Origin of the sequence: Paenibacillus sp. alder61, assembly GCF_020179875.1 — a bacterium.
GTDB lineage: Bacteria > Bacillota > Bacilli > Paenibacillales > Paenibacillaceae > Fontibacillus > Fontibacillus faecis.
On sequence record NZ_JAIUDG010000018.1, the window covers coordinates 44,504 to 65,537 of the forward strand.

Genomic DNA, 21,034 nt, shown 5'->3' on the forward strand with positions numbered 1-21,034 from the left:
ATTGATAATTATGAACGAGACAAGTGGGCCGCCTTCGGTTTCGATTTCTCGAGGACGTAGCGGGTTAAGGCCACATTCATCTCATAAAACATAAACGGAGTCATTAAATAAATGCCGTTGAAATGCTCCATGGCGATATCGAGCAATTCCTTGGCGATCTCCACGCCCACGGCCCGACCTTCGGCGCCCTGAAGCCCGTCCATGCGGCGGCGGACCTCCTCCGACAACTGAATGCCCGGTACTTCATTATGGAGATACTCGGCGTTCTTTCCGCTGGCCAGCGGCATGATCCCGATAAAGATCGGAATATCCAGATGGGCCGTCGCCTTTCTGATCGCCACGATCAGCTCGGGATCGTAAACCGGCTGAGTCATAATGTAATCGGCGCCCGACGCGATCTTCTTCTCCAGGCGCTCGACCGCCTTGTGGAGATGTTTGACGTTCGGATTGAAAGCCGCGCCGACCACGAATTTCGCCTTTTGTTTCAACGGCTTGCCCGAAAAAGCCACGCCCTCGTTCAGCTGTTTGATCATGCGGATAATTTCGAAGGAGGTCATGTCGTACACGGAACTGGCTCCCGGCAGATCCCCGAACCTGGCCGGATCTCCCGTCACCGCCAGCACGTGGTCGATGCCAAGGGCATCGAAGCCCATCATATGCGACTGCGTTCCGATCAGATTGCGGTCCCGGCAGGCGATATGAATCAGCGGCCTTAGACCGAGTTCGGCTTGCACCAGGTGTCCGAGCGCCATATTGCTCATCCGCGTAACGGCCAGCGAGTTGTCGGCCAGCGTCAGCGCGTCCACCCCAGCTTCCTTTAAAGCGGCGGCGCCTTCCATAAATTTGCCGATATCCAAATCCCGCGGGGGATCCAGCTCGACGATGACGGTATGACGCTCCTTCACAAGTTCCGTGATGGCCGGTATCCTTCCGTTGCCGGAGGAATCGTTCGCGGTACCCTCCGCCGACCTGGTCAACACGGCCGTTTCGCTCGGCTTAGGCAGCGGCTTGCCTTCCCGCAGCGGGGCAGCCTGGTAGGCCGCCAGCGCCTGTACCGTCGCGGCGATATGCTCTGGCGTCGTTCCGCAGCAGCCGCCGATCAAACGGGCTCCCAAATCCGCAAAAGCGGTGGAACATTCGCCGAAATACTCCGGCGTCGCCCCATATATATATTCTCCATCGACATAATCGGCCAACCCCGCGTTGGGGAAAACCGAGAGCGGCACATTCAGCGGCCCGCCCAGCCGGGACATCACGCTCATGATTCCCTTTGGCCCCGAATGGCAGTTGAAGCCGAGCACATCGGCTCCTTCCCCCAGCAGCATGCCGAAGGCGTCCGAAATCGTATAGCCGTCCAATGTGCGGCCAACCTGGTCAACCGCAAACTGGCAGATGACCGGAACATCCGTTAAATGCCGCGCCCGGCCCAGAGCAATACGCATTTCTCCTAGATCGTAAAAAGTCTCCAGCAAAATCGCGTCCACTTCCTCGTTAAGCAAAGCGGCCATTTGCTGCTCGTAGTACCGGGTAAGCTCCTGATCGGTCACGTTGACGCGCTTCCCGCCCCGAATCGAACCGACCGCTCCCGCCACGTAAGCGCGCCCGGCCGACGCCTTTTTGGCGATGCGGACCGCGGCGCGGTTAATTTCCTCGACCTGGGATTCCAACCCGAATTTGGACAGCTTATAATAGTTGGCGGAAAAACTGTTCGTCTCCAGCATCTCGGCCCCCGCGTCGATATACCGGCGATGGACGTCTCCGATGACTTCCGGCTGAAGCAGATTCAGCTCCTCGTAGGAAATGCCCACGGGAAAACCGAAATTGTACAAATAAGTACCCATGGCACCGTCCCCAACAATGACTCCGTTTTCCCATCTTTCGCGCAAATCAGGTTTCATCCCCGTACCTCCAAAGCCTGTAATGTTATTATAAATGCCGGTTCGCGGCCCTTACTGTGCATAATTTCATTCTAATGTATCATAAATCCACCGGATTGATAAGAATTCCGTCCGACAAATGATTTTACCGCCGGACAATAACCGGCTCAAAAGCCGGGCCCAATCGCTCAAAAAAACGGACGGCCTCTGGCCGCCCGTTTCTTGATTCCTAAATCTCAATGTTCCCTTTATATACGGTCTCCGCCGGCCCTGTCATATACACGTGGTTATCCTGTTCATCCCATTCGATAAACAAATCCCCGCCTTTCAGGCCGATCCAGGCGGCACGGTCCGTCAACCCGTTCAGAACGGAGGAGACCAGTGTCGCGCAGGCCCCGGTTCCGCACGCCAAGGTCGGTCCCGCGCCGCGTTCCCATACGCGCATTTCCACCCGTTCGCGCGAGGTGACGGTAGCGAATTCCACATTGATTTTTCGCGGAAAATAAGGATGCACCTCCAGCTTCGGCCCCCAGACGCCCAGGTCGAAATTGGGAGCATCGTCCACGTAGATGACGCAGTGCGGATTACCCATGGAGACGGCCGTAAACTCGAATCGGCGCCCATCCGCTTCAATCGGCCTGGCCAGCACCGGATTCCCTTCCAAAGTGGTCGGTACGGCCAAACCGTCCAGAATCGGCTCGCCCATGTCCACCCGGACGGTCCGGACAACCCCGTCCTCGATTTGCAAAGAAACCCGCTGCACCCCGGCGCCCAGCGTTTCGATAGTAATCCGGTCTTTATCCGTGTAGCCGTGGTCATATACGTATTTGGACACACAGCGGATGGCATTGCCGCATTGTTCGGCCTCAGTGCCGTCAGAATTGATAATCCGCATGCGGAAATCCGCTTTCTCCGAAGGCAGGATAAAAACCAGCCCGTCCCCTCCGACGCCAAAATACCGGTTGCACCACGCGATCGCCAACTCCGAAACCCGTTCCGGGAGGTCTTCTTCTCCGTAAAAAACGAGAAAATCATTGCCGAGTCCATGCATTTTAGTAAATTCCATATTTTCTTCCACCCCTCGCATGCATTGCCGAGCTAAGCTTGCTCCATGGGGTTAGTCTATCGGCTTGAGGGGTGGAATGGTATTGATTCTATGCACGAATATTTGTACTTTTCACCGTGGCCATCGGACGGGGCCCGTTATAATTCCTGCGCCGTCTGCCGGACCATACGCTGCCCGCGCCAAGCAGGAAGGTCGGAATGCCGGCGGCGACGAGCGAGATGGCCCATTCGCGCGTACCGAGCGGCACGGTTTTGAAGATCGGCTGCAACGCTTCGATATACATGACGCCGAGCAGCAGCAGCACGGAAGAAAGAACGGCTAGGACGAGATAGCGGTTTTGCAAAATATTCCGGTGGAAAATCGAGCGCGAGCTGCGGCAGTCGAAGACGTGAATCAGTTGGGCCATCACCAGCGTCACGAAGGCCACCGACTGGGCTTTGGCCAACTGGGCCGGATCGTTCGGAGCCACCCGGTACGTCAGCCAGAAGGCGGCGAGCGTACACAGGCCGATCAGCAAGCCGCGGCTGAGGATTTTCCAGCCGAGCCGGCGGGCAAAAATATTCTCGTTCGCCCCTCTCGGTTTATGCTCCATCAAGTCTTTTTCGGGTTGATCCACGCCGAGCGCCATCGCCGGCAGGCCGTCCGTGACGAGATTGACCCACAGAATCTGAATCGGGAGCAGCGGCAGCGGAAGGCCCGCCAGCATAGCGAAGAACATCGTTAATATTTCACCGACATTCGAAGCCAGCAAATAGCGGATAAACTTGCGGATATTTTCATAGATGCTTCTCCCCTCTTCGATCGCGGCTACAATCGAGGAGAAGTTGTCGTCGCTCAGAATAAGCGATGAGGCTTCCTTGGACACATCGGTCCCCGTTATCCCCATGGCAATGCCGATATCGGCGGCTTTGATCGCCGGCGCGTCGTTGACGCCGTCCCCGGTCATTGCGACGACATGCCCTTTGCTCTGCAGCGCTTTGACAATGCGCAGCTTATGCTCGGGGGCCACGCGCGAATAAACATAGGTGTCGTCGACCCGTCGGTCCAGCTCTTCATCGCTGAGCGCGGCCAATTCCTGACCCGACATCGACACGCCTCCGCGCGGCAGGATACCGAGGTCCGTAGCGATCGCTTCCGCCGTAAGCCGGTGATCCCCGGTGATCATCACGGTTTTGATGCCGGCCCGGCGGCAAACGGCAATCGCATCCCGCGCTTCGCGGCGGGGCGGATCGATCATGCCGGCCAGCCCGACGAAGATCAGCTGCGATTCCACGGCCCCTTCCTCCGCCATCGACTCGTGCGGTTTCACCTCGCGGTATGCCAGTCCCAAGACGCGCAGCGCGCTGCGGGCCATCCCCTCATTCTCGGCCTGCACCCGGCTCCGCAAGGTGCCCGTAAACGGAACCACCTTGCCTTCCCAGAGAATGTACGCGCATTTATCCAGCAGCATATCCGGAGCACCCTTGACGAGAGCCATCCTTCCGCCCTGGTGGGTCACCACGACCGACATCATCTTCCGTTTCGAATCGAACGGAAACTCCCGCTCCCGCCGGTATGACGTGCTTAAGGCCGCGGGGGTCAGCCCCATTTTGGAAGCAAGCACGACGAGCGCGCCTTCCGTAGGATCCCCCTTCAAAATCCAATGCGTTCCCTGCGGCTCCTCCTTCGGTTTTTTGCGGCCGCGCACATCGGCATCGACCTCGGAGATCTCCGCGTTGGAGCAAAGCGCGCTGACCTGCAGCAAACGCCGGAGGCTCTGGTCCATCTTGATGTCGATCGGCTGCTTATTCTCCAATATTTGCCCGATCGGCTCGTAGCCTTCCCCGGTGACCTCCAGCGAACGCCCTTCCAGCCAAAGCCGGGTAACCGTCATCTTGTTTTGCGTCAGCGTTCCCGTTTTGTCCGAGCAAATAACCGAGGCGCAGCCCAGCGTTTCGACGGAAGGCAGCTTGCGGACGATCGCCTTGCGCTTGATCATCCGCTGCACGCCGAGCGCCAGCGCGATCGTGACGATCGCCGGCAGACCTTCCGGAATCGCCGCCACCGCGAGACTTACCCCCGCAAAGAACATCGCGCCCGCAGGCTGTCCGTGCAAGATCCCGACGACCACGACGAGTACGGTGAGAGCCAGCGCCAGGTAAATCAATATTTTCCCAAGCTGTTCCAGCCTTCGTTGCAGCGGTGTTTCCTGGGTATCCGTATTTTGGATCAGGTCGGCGATTTTGCCCATCTCCGTATCCATCCCCGTGCGAATCACCAGGCCTCGGCCGCTCCCCCGCGTGATCATCGTGCCCATAAAGCCGATGTTCTTCTGATCGCCCAGCGGTACGTCCGCTTCGCGGATCGTTTCGGCGTGCTTTCCGACCGGATGCGATTCCCCGGTCAAGGCCGATTCTTCCACATCCAGGCTGTTGGCCGACAGCCAGCGGATATCGGCCGGAATCCGGTCTCCGTTTTCCAGAATCACGATATCGCCGGGAACGAGGTCCTTCGCGGGAATATGCCTGACCACGCCTTCCCGGAGCACATTGGCGTGGGGGGCCGACAGTTGCTTTAAAGCCCGCAGAGAGCGCTCCGCCCGGAATTCCTGCACGAAGCCCAGCACCCCGTTCAAGACGATGATCGCTATAATGGTAACGGCGTCCAAATATTCGCCGAGGATGCCCGAGATCAGTGTGGCGCCCATCAGGATAAGCATCATGAAATCCTTGAACTGGTTCAAGAACAACAGCCACGGGGAAATGCGCTGTCCCTCCGCCAGCTCGTTTACTCCGTACCGCTCCTGTCTTCGAGCCGCTTCCTCCTGGGTCAGGCCCTGTTCGCGCGTGACGCCGAACCGCTCAAGAAGCTCATCGCCACTCCACTGGTGCCAGTTTTTTTGTTCCATCCTCCCAATTCCCCTCCCGTATTTTGTGCGGTATACAGCGTGAAGGCTTTTCCACCTAGGGTAAATGTATTCCGGCCAGTCCCAAATTATCACAGCGCGGCTCTTAAGTTTTTGCCGGAAGTATGGCATCATAGAAAGAAGCACGAAGCAATTTATATTGAAACAAGACGGGAGAATATATTGTTATGGCACTTGACGGAATCGTAACCCGAGCGATCGTTCACGAATTGCAAACCATCGTGGGCGGGCGCATCAATAAAATACATCAGCCCTCATCCAGCGATATCATCATGCAGCTTCGCGCCTCCGGCGGAAATAAACGTCTGCTGCTGTCGGCAAATCCGACCTATCCCCGCGTGCATCTGACGGAGGAATCTTTTCCGAATCCGCTGGAAGCCCCCATGTTCTGCATGCTCCTCCGGAAACACTGCGAAGGAGGTATCGTCGAAGCGATCCGGCAAGTCGGAATGGAGCGGATCATCCATATCGATGTTCGCCAGCGCGATGAACTCGGCGACGTCTCGGTGAAGCGACTGATCGTGGAGCTGATGGGACGGCACAGCAATATTATTCTGGTCGATCCGGCAACAGGAACACAGCTCGACGGCATTCATCACGTGACCCCCGCCATCAGCGGATACCGTGTCGTAATGCCGGGTTTCTCCTATACGGAGCCTCCGCAGCAGAATAAACTGGATCCGCTGCATACGGGCAAAGAAAACTTCTTCAGCGCCTGGCAAAACGCTGCCGAGCAAAACGGGGGGGCCGGCTGGATCGTCGGCGCTTACAGCGGCTTGAGCCCGCTGATCGCGGAGGAGATCGGCCGCCGCGCTGATGGCGGCAATCGGCCAGCGCAGGGAAGCGGGGATCCGGAGAAGCTCTGGGCCGCCTTCGACCAGCTTATGGAGGATGTGCGGAACCACCGGTACACTCCTGTGACCGGAGATAACGAAGCGGGGAAGCCGGTTTTCTCCGCCGTCCGGCTGACGCTGATCCGGGGGGAAGCCAAAACTTACGGCTCCATCAGCGAGTGCATGGAGGAGTATTTCGGGGAGAAGGCGCTGCGGGATACCGTAAAGCAGAAGACCAGCGATCTGCTGCGATTTTTGCAAAATGAACGGAACAAAAACATCAAAAAACTGTCCAACCTGGAGAAAGATCTAGGGGAAGCGGAAGATGCCGAGCGTTACCGGATTTGGGGCGAGCTTCTGCTGCCGTCCCTGCATTTGATCAAGAAAGGTGATCGCACGGCCGAGTTGGTCAACTACTATGACGAGGAGCAGAAGACGGAGCGAATTCCGCTCGATCCGCTGCTTACTCCTTCGGAGAACGCCCAGCGTTATTTTAAAAAATACAACAAGTTTAAAAATAGCCTTGCGGTGATCGATGAGCAGATGCGGAAGACGCGGGAGGAGATCGTGTACCTTGAGGAGCTTCTCCAGCAATTGTCGTACGCCTCCTTGAGCGATGTCGACGAAATTCGCGAGGAATTGATCCAGCAGGGATATTTGCGGGACCGGGCGAAGAAAGGCAAAAAGAAGAAAAAGAACGACCGCCCGACGCTGCATGTTTATACCTCTTCCGAGGGCTTCGAAATTTGCGTCGGCAAGAACAACCTGCAAAACGAATACCTGACCAACCGGCTCGCCGGACCGAACGATACCTGGCTGCATACGAAAGACATACCGGGTTCGCATGTGGTTATCCGCGGCAGCGGTTTTGGCGATGCGACGCTGAATGAAGCGGCCCAGCTGGCGGCCTATTTCAGCCAGGCCAGGGAATCGAGCAGCGTGCCGGTGGACTCCACGCTGATTCGCTACGTCCGCAAACCGAGCGGGGCGAAACCGGGCTTCGTCATCTATGATCACCAACGCACCTTGTTCGTGACGCCGGATGAGCAGTTGATCAAAAAACTGCCGAGTGCGGTAAAAAACGGATAGAGGCTAACACACCGCCGACAAAACAAGAACCTTCCTAACGCAGAATATCTGCGTTTTAGGAAGGTTCTTTGTTCAACGGCCGCCGTGCTCCGCGGCGTTTTGCAATTGTCGGACGCACTCTCCGTCGGCGTAGCGGCTGCCGAGATCGCCGTGAAAGACGACGCCCTGCCGGACGCCGTGATAATCGGAACCGCCGGTGGCGATCAGTCCGTATCGCCGCGCCAGCACGAGATAGCGCTCCTCGTCCTCCGGTCCGTGGTCGGAGTGATACACCTCGATCCCCGCCGGCCGGCCCTTCGCCACGATCGTTTCCACCAGTTCGTCATCGCCGTACAAGCCGGGATGGGCCAGAACCGGCGCGCCTCCGGCTTCGCGGATCCATCCCATCGCTTCTTCCGGCGAAATCCGGGGCAAAGAGGCGTATCCGGGCTTCCCTTCTCCGAGATACCGGTCAAAAGCATCCCGCATATCGGCGGCCAGTCCTTTACGAACCAACGCGTCGGCGATATGGGGCCGGCCCAGGCTTTCATCCGGCCGCAAAGGCCGGCCCAGCCCCGCCTTGACTTCGTCCAACGTAATGGAAATCCCGAGACCGTTCAGCTTGTCTATGATTTGGACATTCCGGGCCTCGCGGGTCTCCCTTAAGCTGGCCAATCTTTGCAGCAGCACGGGATCGTCCGTTTGGATAAAGTACCCCAATACATGGATGTCTTTTCCCGAGGCCCGGGTGCTGATTTCCACCCCCGGAATCACGAGTATGCTCTGCCGCTCGCCCTCCGCCATCGCTTCCATGACCCCCGCTACCGTATCGTGGTCCGTGATCGCCAGACCCGTAAGGCCTTGTTCTCTCGCCAAACGGACATTATCGGCGGGCGCGTTCATCCCGTCCGAAGCTCGCGTATGGGTATGCAAATCGTATCGTTCTTGCCGCCCCGTTTCGCCTTTGCTTTGCATCATTTTTGCCCCTCCTCAGGTATGTTGTTCCAAGAATAAAGTCCCTCCGTCGGATTCCGCATCATTAAAGGCAAACTTTCCCGTTCATGTACCGCTCTTGGCCCCTCGATCGAATTTAGCTGGAGAAGCTCCATCTATTTCGCGGCTATATTGCCGATATACCCCATTTCAGGCGAATTAACGGGAGGTTATCCGGCTAATTGGCCCCTGTGGCCGCGTACGTACCAAATTAACGGGAAGAATTCCCTTTATTTCGAACCCAACCATTTAGTTGCGGGTCAAGAGCGTGAATAGAATCCTTTTCACCTGCTCGCTGTCGCTGCAATAGCGGCCTTTTGGGCCGTTATTTCGGCCCGATTCGCCTCTACCGAGAAAATAGCGGTCAAAAAAGGCCTTATTTCCAGCCGTGGGTCACTGACGTTACATTAAACCTGACTTAGTGCTGCGGGCCGCAACTTTTTCTGGCCGTCCGTTATAATAGCGGCGTTTTGGGCTGCTATTTCGCCCAGATTTGCTTTTTCAGGAAGAATAGCGGCTAAAAAGGACCCTATTTCTCTGGTGCGAGCCCAAAAATCCGGTTTTTGCCCGACTTTCTCTAAAATAAGGCCCCAAATGACCTCTATTTCACACCAAAGAGCCAAATTCGACAAAATAGCGCTCCAAATGACCCTTATCCACCGGCCAGAGCTCAAAGAGAGGCGGTTACAGCTATTGAACCCCACGGTTAATGCAACGCTAGTGGCTGCAGCCGTGTGAAATGTTCTTCCGATCGCTGTTGCTCCCAGATTTCTTTATTTATATTTATTCAAGGTAGAAATCCGGTCACAAAGGCGAGCTTTAGCTTATGCTTCTGATGCCAGCTTTCTTTCAGAAAGCTGGTAGCTTCTCCAGAATCATTTCACACTCTTGCCTAGTGCCAATTCTTTAGTTCAACTTATATAGAACGATTTTTTGAATCCGCGCAAATACGTTAAAAAAGTAACCGCCGAGACGGGCAGTACCGTAGATTTCAAATGGATGGAATAAAATTGGCGCTTGAACTCGGCATCCTCAATATCCACCACCTTCAGCAGGCCTAACGCCTGCTCGTGCTTCACCGAGGACGGGGAGATGATCGTGACGCCCAGGCCGGCTTCCACCGCCGATTTCACCGCGCCGGTGCTGCCCAGCTCCATCACCGCTTCCATCCGTTCCGCCGCGATGCCCAGCCGCTCCAGTTCCGCTTCCATCACCTGCCGGGTTCCCGAACCTTTTTCCCGCAGCACGAAGGAATAGTTCATGACCTCGCTCAACCGGACCCGCTCCTTCTCCGCCAGAGGATGGCCGGCCGGAACGATCAGCTTCAGCTCATCCTCCATCACGGGCTCCGATACCATATCAGGATGATGCACAGGCGCTTCGACAAGGCCGAAATTCAGCTGATGCCCGACGATCTCCTCCATGATTTGAGCCGTGTTCATTACCTTGAGCGCGATGGAGACATCCGGGTATTTTACCGCGAATCCCCCCAGCAGCCTGGGCAGTACATATTCGCCGATCGTCAGACTGGCTCCGAGCTGAAGCCTTCCCTTCAGCATCGAGGCAAAACGCGACATGGCCCGCTCGGTTTCCCGCATCAATTCAAGGCTCCGCCTTGCATAAGGAAACAGCGTATGGCCCGCTTCGGTCAGCTCGATCCGTTTCGTCGACCGGACCAGCAATTTGCTGCCGAAGTGATCCTCCAGCGCCTGAATCTGCATCGTGACCGCCGGCTGGGTCATATGAAGCGCCTGGGCCGCCGCCGAGAAGCTTCCCCGCTCCGCAACCGTATAAAAAATATGCAGTTGATGATAGTTCAACGCCATCCTTGTTCCACTCCTTCTTCTCCCCCTACAATACCACGAGGAAGAGCACAAAAAAAAGCATGCCCCTGTCGGAACATGCTCATTCTATTTGCGTTTGCGCGTATTCTTCATCAAGGTCATGCGCCGGGAATGCCGCAGCCAGGAATAGTAAGATTTCAGGTCGCGAAGCTCGATCGTCTCCGACATCCTGCCCAGAAAGGTTACGATAATCATTTTATATACAGGCTTGGCCTGTTCCGTATACATCCCGGGGATCTCCGTAAACTCCGCCACAAATACCAAATCGTCATCGACGAGGTAGACGTCCTCTCCGTTTCGGTAATACGGCTTCATTCTGCCTTGCTTGAGCCATCCCCAAGCCCAGCGCGCTATCTCATTCGTCGCGGAACCGCGGCGATCGACCCGATCCTGATATCTTAACCTGGCATGATGGGTAATAACGATGTCGGCAATGGCCTTGTCCCCCAATAAAACAGGCTGTCTTCCGCAAGTGGCCCGCCGCTCCGTAACCGTATTTCTCATTTGCCGCACCTCGAGTTCTAGGACTTTATAACTAAGTATAATTACCCAACATAATACATCATAACCAACGGTTCGACAAGACTTAAGATAGAAAAATTTGTACCAATTCAGGCCCTGACAGCTTACTTTAAAAATCCCGCGCCTCCCTTTCCGTAGATGCCCATAAAAAAAGCGGCCCGAGGGCCGCCTTTTCCGTAAAACTATAAACCGTAATACCGGGTTTTGTCCGGAACATCCTTGCTGTATTCCGTCTTGATTTCGTTCCGGTAGGAACGTTCGATTTTGCGAACATAGGGGAGTTTGCGGACGTTCTTCATCGTCTCCTCCGCCCGGTCCGCGTTCACGTACATAACCACATAATGCATCCGCCGCGACAAGTAATGAACGCTTCCGTATTTCTCCAAATTTCTTGCCGCCTTCAGGTCGCTGACCCAAATAATATAACCGGTCCGTTCCGGAAACATGATTTCTCCCCCCCTCTTCCGCATGAAGCGCCTTATGTCTTCAGCGCCGGCCTTATCCGCAACCGCACGCTCCGCCGCTTCCGCAGCCTCCGCCCTTCGGATTCGGATCGTTGCTCGGCACCTTAATGCTGTCCGAAACGGCATAAGCGATAATCTCGGACATTTGGTGAAGAATATCGTCCAACTCCTTCTCCGCCGCTTTAAAGCGGCGTACCGCTTCAAATTGCTCCAACTCCAGCTCCACCTCGGTTACTTTGTCCTTGGCTTCATGGTAGTTGGGATGAAAATGGCCGAAGCGCTGCGTTTCCTCGAACAGCTCCTTCTTGGCCGCCAATTTCTTGACGAGGGCCTGGATTTCGGCATCCTCCTCGACCCGGCGTTTCCAGTACAAATAGTCGGAAACCGCAGCGGATTTATTTATCAAATCGCCTAATTCATAGGCGTTTGTCAGCAGCTCGGCCATATCGACCGTGTTGATCTCCGTTACGCTCATGAATTATCATCTCGATTCCTTACAAGTGTAGTCCGCCAAAGCGGTAGACGAGATAATCATACCATAATCTTGCGACGAGAAGAAGAGGGAGCCCCGTAGATTAGGAGAGTTCAGGCAGCCGCAGCCGCATGGCTTCCCAGCGGTCCGGCGCCAGTTCGATTTCCCCTTGCGGAGGGATAACTTCTTCTCCGTTTAGGGAAGGTTTCAGCAGCCGTCCGACGACCGTCCACTTTTCGTCCCCTTTCAAAAAAAGCGGACAGAATTCCTCCACCGAACCGTTCATTTTCAGTTCTACTTTAGTCCTCCAGGCGATGGCCTGCTCCATCACTTTTCTCGCCGTTGAGCCGTGATAGGAACGCAGCTCCTTCAACCACATCCCCGGAACCTCCTCATATCCCGGAAAAAGCTCCGATAATGGCGGAATCGCCTCGGACGGTTCGTAGAAATGGAGATTCCGGCCGTTAAATATCCAGGCCCGCTCCGGCTGCGTCCCCCGCAGTGCCGCAGGCGCATGTCCGGTTCCTTCCTCCAGCCGCGGGAAATCCGGAGCGGCAGCGGATGGCCCCCCGGACTTGGGCGGGGCCAATCTGGCTTCCTCCAGCACCCTGCGGACTTTAGCGGCCTGGGCGTCCTCCACGATAAAATCGCGGGGGCCGATCCGCTCCAAAAGTCCGGCAAGGGCCGGCAAGGATGCCACCGTCTCCGCCGCTTCCTCGTCCGCACAGCGCAGCAGCATCCGCTCCTCCAGCAAGGTGCGGCCCAGCTCGCGGCCCCATTGCTCGAGCGCCGAGCGGACGTTGTCCGGCACCGCTTCCGCCCGAGTCTCCAGCAGCTCCAGTACCTCCGCCGGGGATCGGCCCAGCTCGGCCGCTTTGGAGACGCTCTGTCGGGTCAGCCGGTAAACGGACATTCGGTCCATCGTCAAATTTTCGCAGAAGGCCTCAAGTTCCCAGCGCACCCGGTAGGATACGTCCGGGGGCACCAGGATCTCAAAATCCGGCTGCACGATGATGAAAGGGGGCGAAGACGGCCCAAGTCCATACTTCCCGCCATCATCCAGGCCTCCGTCCGCCAGGGAGCCCTCCGCAGCTTGTCCGTTCTTCGGCAAGCGTCGCAAATCCGGCTTTTTCCGCCAGCGGAAGCAGCCTTCGCCCCCCTCATCGGTCCCGAAATCCACCCAGCCGAAACCCGCCAGGGCTTTAAGCCAGTTCTCCAGCCATCCCTGGAGAAACTCCGGCGGACTGCCGGGGACCATCCCTATGGATTGCAGGGACTTGATCATGTCTTGCAGCGAGTACCATGTCCCTTCCCGCAGATCGGGCTGAATCAGCCTGTATACGCCGTGCTGCGCGGAAACATCATCAGGAATATAGCGGTGAAGCAGTTCGCGGAACAACAGCGCATCCATCTCCTCTTGTTCCAAGCTCAGCCAGGCCGAAAGCTCCCGGGAATTCAGACTCCAGCTTGCGCGCTCCTTCACCAATAACTCGAAGGAGAGCAGCAAATCGAGCACCACGGCCAGTTGGGGGGGATAAACGTCGTGGTGGGGATAGCGCAGATGGAGTCCGGCGATATCGTTCTCCTGCAAGTACAAGTGCCCCGCCAGCTTGCCGATCGACCGTTGATGAAGGGTTCCCTTGGAGGTAACGGGCAGCCCGTTCCGGCCGGCCCACGTCAGGGCCCGGAATAGGTCCAAGGCCAGGCCGGGACCTGCTTCTCTTTGCAGCCGGGCATCCGTAGCTGCCAAAGGCGTAAGCTCGGGAAATGGCGTTCGTCCCCATAACTCCGGCAGCCGCTCCGCGGGGATGTAGTACAGCATTTCCCCCCAAGCCTTTTTGACGGCGGCCAGTTGTCCGCCTCTCAGCAGCCCCGGCAGGGCCGCTCTCAGATCGGCTCCGGTCAATCGGCCGGACGCCGCCTCATCAAGCTTCTCCAGCTTGAACGGCAGTCCGGCGAACCGCCGGAAAATCGCTTCGATCATGCGCCCTCCCCCCGTTCTCCCGTAACGGCGTATTCATAACCTTGTTCGATCAGGAACAATTGGCGCCGCAGCGCAAAATCCTGCTCCCGGGTCTCCTCCGAGACCAGGGTGTAAAAATAGGCGCCTCCGCCATCCTGTTTGGGCCGCAGTATTCTCCCGAGCCGCTGCGCCTCCTCCTGACGGGAGCCGTAGCTTCCGGAAATCTGGATCGCGACGGACGCATCGGGCAAGTCGACGGCAAAGTTGGCCACCTTGGAAACGGCAAGCACCGGGATCTTCCCCTCGCGAAACCGGGCGAACCAGGTTGCCCGCTCCTGCTGCGGCATACTGCCGGTAATAAGCGGAACGCGCAGCGTTTCGGCCACTTCGCGCAGTTGATTCAAATACTGCCCGATAATTAGAATTTGCCGGCCGGCATGGCGGCTGACCAAACGCCGCACCATTTCCGTTTTTCGCGGGTTCTCCGCCGCAATCCGGTATTTCTCCTTTCCCTCCGCGCGGATATAGCGCTCTCTGACCGCATCCGGCATGCCGACCCGGACTTCCCGGCATTCCACCGTCGCGATGAACCCCCGTTCCTCCAGCGTCTTCCAAGGGATTTCGTAACGTTTCGGCCCGATCAGCGAGAAGACGTCGCGTTCGCAGCCGTCCTCCCGTACGAGCGTAGCGGTTAACCCAAGCCGGCGGGTCGCCTGGATATCGGCGGTTGCCCGGAACACAGGAGCGGGAAGCAAATGTACCTCGTCGTAAATGATCAGCCCCCAATCCCGCTGATTGAACAGGCTCATATGCTTAAAGCCCTCTTCTTTCTTAGCGCGATGGGTCAGGATCTGATAGGTCGAAACCGTAACCGGGCAAACCTGTTTCTTCTCCCCCGAGTATTCGCCGACCGCGTCCTCCGGCAGTGTCGTTTTATCCCGGATTTCCGCAATCCATTGGCGCACCGAGGTGACGTTGGAAGTCAGAATCAAGGTTTCACTCTGAAAATGGGCCATCGCCGCGAGCCCGATGACCGTTTTTCCCGCGCCGCAAGGCAGAACGAGGACACCGCTGCCTCCGCCGTCGCCTCCCCCGGCAAACGCTTCGACACCCGCTTGTTGATAGGGCCGGAGGGCGAAAGGTTTCCCGCCGCCCGTTACGTCCCGTAAGGCCATGGGCAACGATTGTCCGTGATGATACCCGACTTCGTCCAGCACAGGGTACCCGAGATGGGCAAGGGATTGTTTAAGCGCTCCGCGCCACACCTGGGGCAGGAAGCAGCGGTAGTCACCGGCCGGCTCAAGCTTGTACGGCTCAAGGGATTTCTCCTTCAGCAGCCGGGCCATCAGGCCTTCCTCCCCGCTCACGCATTCCAGGACCAGGCGTCCCGGCTCTTCCGCCCTGAACAGCTTGAGGCTGCCGAATCTGGAAACCCACATCCGGACCTCCTCGTCCACTCCGCCCGGCAGCTCCCAGCGGGACAGCCGCCGCAGCTCTGTCAGAATGTCCTCCGCGCTCATCCCGGCCGCGGCGGCGTTCCACAAAGACAACGGGGTAACGCGATATGTATGGTAATAAGCCGGACTCTTCACCAGTTCCGCAAACCCGGCCAGCCTTTCCCGCGCCGATTCGTAGCCGGGATGTTTTTTTTCAAGCAGCACCGTCAAATCCCGCTGCACAATGCAGGATCCTTCCCTGTTCATCGGCATCCTCCCTTTCACACTGTTAAAAAACAAAGAAGCCCGCAAGCCGGTCGGCCGCGAACTTCTTCTCCCGCGCCTCCCCGTAGACCGGGGGTCGGCTGCCCTAATGCACCTGCTCCGATATCTCCGACAACGCTTCGCCGGCATTGTCGGCAAAGATGCCCCGCACGGCCAGGTCGCCGATCGAAACGACCCCGATCAGCCGGTCGCCCTCGGTCACCGGCAGCCGCCGGATTTGCTGCTCGGCCATCAGCTCGGCCGCTTCGTCCACCGAGGTGTCCGGCGTAGCCGTTCTGAGACCGCGGGTCATGACTTTTTCGACGGCGGTCGAACCCGGATGCTTCTCGGCGATGCCCCGGATGACCAGGTCGCGGTCCGTAATGACCCCGAGCAGCCGATCGCTTCCTTGTTCGCAAACCGGAATAAAACCGGTGTCATGCTCCTTCATTTTGACCGCCACTTCAAAAACGTTGTCTTCGGGAGACACCGTTACGACGTTACGGGTCATAATTTCACTCACTTTTCTCATGTTGGATCCCTCCTTCGGTCAATAGAATTCCAAAGGAGGAGCCGGTTTATGCGCCGGATCCGGACGCATGCTCCGCAAAGTAGGCATCGGCCATCGCCGCCATGAGTAAGGCGGCGTGAAGCATCGCCTCCTCATCGATATCAAACCTCGGATGATGATGGGGATAAACCGCCCCCTTCTCCGCGTTTCCCGCCCCCACCAGCATAAAGCAGCCCGGAACTTGCCGCAAATAATAGGCGAAATCCTCCGCCGGCATAATCTTCGGCGAGGTGGCCGGCTTTAATCCCGCATCGGGGGCTCCGGACTCGTAAAAACGCTGAAATTCGCCGGGATGGTTGACCAGACAGGGATAGCCCATCATATAGTCGACGTTGGCCGTAGCTCCATAAGCCGCGGCCGTTCCTGCGGCCAGTTCATGGATCCGCGTCCGGATCAGCTCCCGGGTGTCCTCGTCGAAGCAGCGGACGGTCCCCGATAACCTGCAGCGGTCGGCGATCACGTTCTGCGCGGTCCCCCCTTGAATCGATCCGACCGTAACCACCGCCGGATTGAGGGGATCGACCGAGCGGCTGACCACGCTTTGCAGTTGGAGGACCAGCGCCGAAGCCGCGACGACACTGTCGATCGTTCTGTGCGGCATCCCGCCGTGCCCGCCTTTCCCTTGGACGTCGATGAAGAACTCATCCGTGGAGGCCATCAGCGGCCCCGCCGCACTCATTGCCGTGCCCGCGGGGATCGGCGTCCATAGATGGACCCCGTAGATGACGTCCACCCCGTTCAGCGCGCCGGCCTCGATCATCGACACCGCGCCGCCAGGGCAAACTTCCTCCGCCGGCTGGAACAGCAGCCGCACTTCCCCGCTCAGTTCTTCCCTCCGGCCGCTATAATATTCCGCCAAGGCCAGGAGAACGGCCGTGTGCCCGTCATGACCGCAGGCATGCATCACCCCGGGAACGCCGGACGCGTAATCGCAGTCCTTCTCGTCCTGAATGGGCAGCGCGTCCATGTCCGCTCTCAGGGCCACCGTCTTCCCGGGTCGGCCGCCGCGCACGCGCCCGATGATGCCGAATCCCCCGACGCCGGCCGTCACCTCCACGCCGAGTTTCTCCAGCCGCTTTTGCACGTAATCCGCCGTTTCTTTTTCCATAAAAGAGAGTTCGGGATGCCGGTGCAAATAGCGCCGGTCTTCCACCATGCCTTTAAATAAAGCCTTAAGCGCTCCCCTATCCATTCGCCCACTTCCCTCTCTACCGAAATCATTGATTTCATTGTAACAGAAAACAAGTCTTCTTAATATGCGCGGCCCGCGGACGAAAAGGCGGAAACTTCACTTTGCACAAGGCTTTCCGTGCTTGCACAAGTGATGGAAACATAATATCATGGGGAGAGAACTCATGACTTTTTTACGAACATTATAAGGAGGCCTTCCGACAGATGATAGTTGAAAATACAGGTTTGGATGGACTAAAGAGCGATTTGGCCTATTTGGACGAATCTGCCGAGAAAGTTGGCTTTATTCGCTGGCAGTGGGAATATTACCGCGCTACATACGACTATAAAATCGAACACAACAACGATGAATACTACCTTCGCATCAATACGCGAGCGGTTGAAGGCAAGTTGGAGCGTCCGGACACGATTCTGGCAATCGAAGCGGTCTACATGGGGCGGGCCACTTTCCCACACGGGCTGGAATACGAATCGGAAATTCCGGCGCTGGTCATGAAGACGGCGACGCATAAGCTCGCAGAGTTGAAGGAACTCCTCGAGGCTTAAGCCCGGCTTTCATGAGAGACAACAAAGAAGAGCCCCGGCGCGGAACCCCTGATTTTCAGCTTCTCGTACTGACGCTGCTTATGGTGGGGTTCGGGATTGTGATGGTGTTCAGCTCCAGCTCCAGCATCGCCATGGTCAACAAAAACTTCGGCTACGATCCGTTGTATTTTACCAAAAAGCAAATCATATTTGCTTTTGTAGGCCTAATCGGCATGTTTATAGCGATGAACATTCCCTATGAGAAATATAAGAAACTGTTTGTCCCTGTATTTATATTAGCCATTATTCTATTGATGATCGTTCCGTTCTCCGGCGGCATCAACGGGGCCAGCAGTTGGCTGAACGTCGGCTCGCTCGGGATTCAGCCCACGGAATTGGCCAAGGTGACGACCATCATGTATTTGTCCGCCCTGATTTCCAAGAAAGGCGAACGATTCCGCGATCTTCGCACAGGCTACATACCGGTCATGGTCATTGTAGGTTTTGTGGCCGGTCTGATCATGCTTCAGCCCGACCTGGGTTCCTGTATGATCCTCGTCGCCACGGCGGGCCTGATTATTTTTGCGGGCGGAGCCAATCTGAAGCATATCATGGGTTCCATCGCGCTGCTGGTTCTGGGAGCGAGCATCGTGATGGGGGTCGGAGCCCTTTGGGACAAGATCAACCCGGGCGATACCGCCGACACGGGGAGCGATTACAAGATGGGGCGGATTCAGGCTTATCTGGATCCGTGGGCGGATCCGCAGCATACCGGATATAATCTGATTCAATCCCTGACGGCCATCGGACATGCCGGCGTGACCGGTACCGGATTTGGACAAGGCATACAGAAGTTGCATTATCTTCCGAACGCCTATAACGACTTTATTTTCTCCGTCATCGGGGAAGAATTCGGTTTTCTCGGCACCCTGATTTTTCTGTTGTTTTACATTTACTTTATATGGAGGGGTCTGCTCGTGTCCCTTCGCTGCCAGAGCGCCTTCGGAACGTTGATGGGGGTGGGGATCATGGGCCTGATCGCGATTCAGGCTTTCGTTAACATCGGCGGCGTTACCCGTACGATTCCGGTCACGGGGGTCACGCTTCCGTTCATCAGTTACGGAGGCTCCTCGCTGCTCGTGATGATGGTGGCGATGGGTATCGTTTTGAGCATCTCCCGCCAATCCTCCCTGCCGGCCAAACAGGAGCGTACGAAATCCGTGGTCATGAAAGAATCGGCCACTTACGACTGGAGCCAACGCAGACGCCGTCAAGGCTGACGAATCCAGGTGAACGCAAAAAAAGACTTCAGGATCCTTTCCTGGAGTCTTTTGATTTTTGCAGGAACAATGCCGATCGGACTGTGGACGCCCGGGCGCTTAGGCCTCGTCGTCTTTAAACGCCACGCCTTCGACCTTCACGTTCACTTCCACCACTTTCAAACCGGTCATGTTCTCAACGGCTTCACGTACATTCTGCTGCAGCATCCGGCACACTTCGTGGATCGGAGTCTCATAAAGCACGATGATCCGCAGATCGATCGCCGCTTCCAGTTGACCGACTTCTACGGTGACGCCCTTTTGCACATTTTTGCCGCTTAACCGCTTGGCCCATCCTTCGGACAGCCCGCCGGACATCGCCGCAATGCCGGGGGTTTCCAGGGCCGCCATTCCCGCGATTTTGGAAACTACATCATCAGAAACCCGAATTACCCCCAAATCCAGTTGCAATTGCTCGGTCATGGTCTTTCCTCCTTCAAACCTCATTATTACCCATTGTAATTGCTAATTTCTTATTAAGCAAATATAGACCAATTTTCACGTTTCGTTTATAATCATCACGTTATTGGTTATATTGAACTTGAAGTGTAGTTATTCCCTACACCTGCCGGTTTCACTGCCAATGCAAAATTAAATAACAGGGGTGTAAAAATGAAGAAATATTTGTCTCCCGGTTTACTCATTCTTTTCTTCGTACTCAGCGCCATCGGTCACTACGCCCACTGGCCCGCCACCTTGGAGTTCTTTATCGCCGCGATTGCGGTTATTTTTGTCGCGGGATTCCTGGGAAAAGCGACGGAGAGCGTCGCCCATTACGCCGGGCAGCGGCTGGGCGGGTTTCTGAATGCCACCTTCGGCAACGCGGCCGAACTGATTATCGCGATTTTGCTCGTGAAGGAAGGCCTTTTTGATATGGTCAAGGCCAGCATCACCGGATCGATTATCGGGAACCTGCTGCTTGTCCTCGGACTTAGCCTGTTTGCGGGCGGATTAAAGTTCAAGGTACAGAAATACAACGTCACGTTAGCCGGAATGAACGGCTCTTTGATGATTGTCGCCATCATCGCGTTGTTCGTACCGGCCATATTCCTGAACACGCATGTGCTCCATGAGGAAGACCGGAACTCGCTCAGCCTTGTCGTGGCCGGAATTCTGATCGTGGCTTATCTGCTGTGGCTGGTGTTCTCCATGATCACGCATAAAAACTACTTGGCCGATGTGACGGAAGGCGGGGATCAGGAACTCCCTCACGAACACGAGCCCGCCTGGTCCAAGAAAAAGTCGATTCTCTACTTGGTCGTTGCCACCGTCATGGTCGCTCTCGTTAGTGAATGGCTGGTACATACGCTGGATACGCTCACTTCCCGCTTCGGGCTCAGCGAGCTCTTCGTCGGGGCCTTCGTCGTTGCCATCGTGGGGAACGCCGCGGAACACAGCGCGGCGATTATGCTGGCGATGAAAAACAAAATCGGAGCCGCGGTCGAAATCGCCGTCGGCAGCAGTTTGCAGATCGCCCTTTTTGTCGCGCCGGTCCTCATCTTCGTCAGCCATTTGTTCGGCAAACCGATGGATATCGTGTTCACGGTGATCGAGCTTGCGGCCATCGGGGTATCCGTTTTTATCGCCAAATCGATTACACAGGACGGTCAGACCAACTGGTACGAAGGTTTTCTTCTGCTGGCCGTTTACCTGATTCTCGGCGTTTCTTTCTTCCTCGTCTGATCAAGATATCAAAAAAAAAAGCGCATGGCCCTCTGGAG

The 21,034-nt window shown here is 56.6% G+C and carries 18 protein-coding genes; 4 read left to right on the forward strand and 14 right to left on the reverse strand.

The features are described 5' to 3' along the window. Positions 1–8 precede the first annotated feature (8 nt). The 3 genes from LBW89_RS18810 to LBW89_RS18820 form a co-directional block, all read right to left on the reverse strand. Positions 9–1,898, reverse strand: coding sequence for a bifunctional homocysteine S-methyltransferase/methylenetetrahydrofolate reductase (locus tag LBW89_RS18810; RefSeq protein WP_225039874.1), 1,890 nt, complete (start codon positions 1,896–1,898; stop codon positions 9–11). Positions 1,899–2,106: 208 nt separating this feature from the next. Continuing rightward, on the reverse strand, positions 2,107–2,943 hold the full coding sequence (gene dapF, locus LBW89_RS18815) for a diaminopimelate epimerase (protein ID WP_148451709.1): 837 nt from the start codon (positions 2,941–2,943) through the stop codon (positions 2,107–2,109). Between the two features lie 88 nt (positions 2,944–3,031). Next, positions 3,032–5,830: a calcium-translocating P-type ATPase, SERCA-type gene (locus tag LBW89_RS18820; RefSeq protein WP_148451708.1), complete on the reverse strand. Its 2,799-nt coding sequence runs from the start codon at positions 5,828–5,830 to the stop codon at positions 3,032–3,034. Positions 5,831–6,015: 185 nt separating this feature from the next. On the opposite strand from LBW89_RS18820, the gene LBW89_RS18825 reads away from it, so the two are divergent. Beyond that, positions 6,016–7,770 carry an NFACT family protein gene (locus tag LBW89_RS18825; protein ID WP_148451707.1) on the forward strand — a complete coding sequence of 585 codons (1,755 nt, stop codon included), beginning with the start codon at positions 6,016–6,018 and terminating at the stop codon, positions 7,768–7,770. Between the two features lie 72 nt (positions 7,771–7,842). Here LBW89_RS18825 and LBW89_RS18830 read toward each other — a convergent pair whose 3' ends face one another. The 10 genes from LBW89_RS18830 to LBW89_RS18875 form a co-directional block, all read right to left on the reverse strand. Beyond that, the gene (locus tag LBW89_RS18830) at positions 7,843–8,727 is read right to left on the reverse strand and encodes a PHP domain-containing protein (RefSeq protein ID WP_148451706.1); all 885 of its coding nucleotides are present in this window, start codon (positions 8,725–8,727) and stop codon (positions 7,843–7,845) included. 422 nt (positions 8,728–9,149) lie between these two features. Next, on the reverse strand, positions 9,150–9,374 hold the full coding sequence (locus tag LBW89_RS18835) for a hypothetical protein (RefSeq protein ID WP_148451705.1): 225 nt from the start codon (positions 9,372–9,374) through the stop codon (positions 9,150–9,152). A 279-nt stretch (positions 9,375–9,653) separates the two neighbouring features. Then, positions 9,654–10,568, reverse strand: coding sequence for a selenium metabolism-associated LysR family transcriptional regulator (locus tag LBW89_RS18840; protein WP_148451704.1), 915 nt, complete (start codon positions 10,566–10,568; stop codon positions 9,654–9,656). An 84-nt stretch (positions 10,569–10,652) separates the two neighbouring features. Beyond that, a complete protein-coding gene (locus LBW89_RS18845) occupies positions 10,653–11,090 on the reverse strand; it encodes a hypothetical protein (protein ID WP_148451703.1) in 438 nt (145 codons plus the stop codon). A gap of 200 nt (positions 11,091–11,290) precedes the next feature. Then, the gene (locus LBW89_RS18850) at positions 11,291–11,554 is read right to left on the reverse strand and encodes a YlbG family protein (RefSeq protein ID WP_148451702.1); all 264 of its coding nucleotides are present in this window, start codon (positions 11,552–11,554) and stop codon (positions 11,291–11,293) included. A 52-nt stretch (positions 11,555–11,606) separates the two neighbouring features. Then, the gene (locus tag LBW89_RS18855; protein WP_148451701.1) at positions 11,607–12,047 is read right to left on the reverse strand and encodes a YlbF family regulator; all 441 of its coding nucleotides are present in this window, start codon (positions 12,045–12,047) and stop codon (positions 11,607–11,609) included. Between the two features lie 100 nt (positions 12,048–12,147). Further along, positions 12,148–14,028, reverse strand: coding sequence for a helicase-associated domain-containing protein (locus LBW89_RS18860; protein ID WP_148451700.1), 1,881 nt, complete (start codon positions 14,026–14,028; stop codon positions 12,148–12,150). Continuing rightward, complete coding sequence (locus tag LBW89_RS18865) at positions 14,025–15,710, reverse strand: DNA repair helicase XPB (RefSeq protein WP_148451699.1); 1,686 nt, start codon at positions 15,708–15,710, stop codon at positions 14,025–14,027. Before LBW89_RS18865 ends, LBW89_RS18860 begins: the two co-directional genes overlap by 4 nt. A 103-nt stretch (positions 15,711–15,813) precedes the next feature. Continuing rightward, the gene (locus tag LBW89_RS18870) at positions 15,814–16,239 is read right to left on the reverse strand and encodes a CBS domain-containing protein (RefSeq protein WP_148451698.1); all 426 of its coding nucleotides are present in this window, start codon (positions 16,237–16,239) and stop codon (positions 15,814–15,816) included. Between the two features lie 46 nt (positions 16,240–16,285). Continuing rightward, on the reverse strand, positions 16,286–17,470 hold the full coding sequence (locus LBW89_RS18875) for an amidohydrolase (protein WP_148451697.1): 1,185 nt from the start codon (positions 17,468–17,470) through the stop codon (positions 16,286–16,288). A gap of 203 nt (positions 17,471–17,673) precedes the next feature. Between LBW89_RS18875 and LBW89_RS18880 the strand changes: the two genes are divergently transcribed. Together LBW89_RS18880 and ftsW are read left to right on the forward strand one after the other, a co-directional pair. After that, entirely contained in the window at positions 17,674–18,015 is a 342-nt protein-coding gene (locus tag LBW89_RS18880) for a YugN family protein (protein WP_148451696.1), read from the forward strand. A gap of 11 nt (positions 18,016–18,026) precedes the next feature. Next, positions 18,027–19,274, forward strand: a complete 1,248-nt coding sequence (ftsW, locus tag LBW89_RS18885) for a putative lipid II flippase FtsW (RefSeq protein ID WP_148451695.1) — start codon at positions 18,027–18,029, stop codon at positions 19,272–19,274. A 99-nt stretch (positions 19,275–19,373) separates the two neighbouring features. Here ftsW and LBW89_RS18890 read toward each other — a convergent pair whose 3' ends face one another. Then, entirely contained in the window at positions 19,374–19,736 is a 363-nt protein-coding gene (locus LBW89_RS18890) for an Asp23/Gls24 family envelope stress response protein (protein WP_148451694.1), read from the reverse strand. Positions 19,737–19,925: 189 nt separating this feature from the next. Between LBW89_RS18890 and cax the strand changes: the two genes are divergently transcribed. Continuing rightward, positions 19,926–20,996 (forward strand): calcium/proton exchanger, encoded by a 1,071-nt coding sequence (gene cax / locus LBW89_RS18895; RefSeq protein ID WP_148451693.1) that lies wholly within the window; start codon positions 19,926–19,928, stop codon positions 20,994–20,996. The last annotated feature ends 38 nt before the right edge of the window (positions 20,997–21,034 follow it).

Coding starts and splice junctions, on each gene's coding strand:
- LBW89_RS18810 (WP_225039874.1), bottom strand. CDS start 1,898: ATGAAACCTGATTTGCGCGAAAGATGGGAAAACGGAGTCATTGTTGGG.
- dapF (WP_148451709.1), bottom strand. CDS start 2,943: ATGGAATTTACTAAAATGCATGGACTCGGCAATGATTTTCTCGTTTTT.
- LBW89_RS18820 (WP_148451708.1), bottom strand. CDS start 5,830: ATGGAACAAAAAAACTGGCACCAGTGGAGTGGCGATGAGCTTCTTGAG.
- LBW89_RS18825 (WP_148451707.1), top strand. CDS start 6,016: ATGGCACTTGACGGAATCGTAACCCGAGCGATCGTTCACGAATTGCAA.
- LBW89_RS18830 (WP_148451706.1), bottom strand. CDS start 8,727: ATGATGCAAAGCAAAGGCGAAACGGGGCGGCAAGAACGATACGATTTG.
- LBW89_RS18840 (WP_148451704.1), bottom strand. CDS start 10,568: ATGGCGTTGAACTATCATCAACTGCATATTTTTTATACGGTTGCGGAG.
- LBW89_RS18845 (WP_148451703.1), bottom strand. CDS start 11,090: ATGAGAAATACGGTTACGGAGCGGCGGGCCACTTGCGGAAGACAGCCT.
- LBW89_RS18850 (WP_148451702.1), bottom strand. CDS start 11,554: ATGTTTCCGGAACGGACCGGTTATATTATTTGGGTCAGCGACCTGAAG.
- LBW89_RS18855 (WP_148451701.1), bottom strand. CDS start 12,047: ATGAGCGTAACGGAGATCAACACGGTCGATATGGCCGAGCTGCTGACA.
- LBW89_RS18860 (WP_148451700.1), bottom strand. CDS start 14,028: ATGATCGAAGCGATTTTCCGGCGGTTCGCCGGACTGCCGTTCAAGCTG.
- LBW89_RS18865 (WP_148451699.1), bottom strand. CDS start 15,710: ATGAACAGGGAAGGATCCTGCATTGTGCAGCGGGATTTGACGGTGCTG.
- LBW89_RS18870 (WP_148451698.1), bottom strand. CDS start 16,239: ATGAGAAAAGTGAGTGAAATTATGACCCGTAACGTCGTAACGGTGTCT.
- LBW89_RS18875 (WP_148451697.1), bottom strand. CDS start 17,470: ATGGATAGGGGAGCGCTTAAGGCTTTATTTAAAGGCATGGTGGAAGAC.
- LBW89_RS18880 (WP_148451696.1), top strand. CDS start 17,674: ATGATAGTTGAAAATACAGGTTTGGATGGACTAAAGAGCGATTTGGCC.
- ftsW (WP_148451695.1), top strand. CDS start 18,027: ATGAGAGACAACAAAGAAGAGCCCCGGCGCGGAACCCCTGATTTTCAG.
- LBW89_RS18890 (WP_148451694.1), bottom strand. CDS start 19,736: ATGACCGAGCAATTGCAACTGGATTTGGGGGTAATTCGGGTTTCTGAT.
- cax (WP_148451693.1), top strand. CDS start 19,926: ATGAAGAAATATTTGTCTCCCGGTTTACTCATTCTTTTCTTCGTACTC.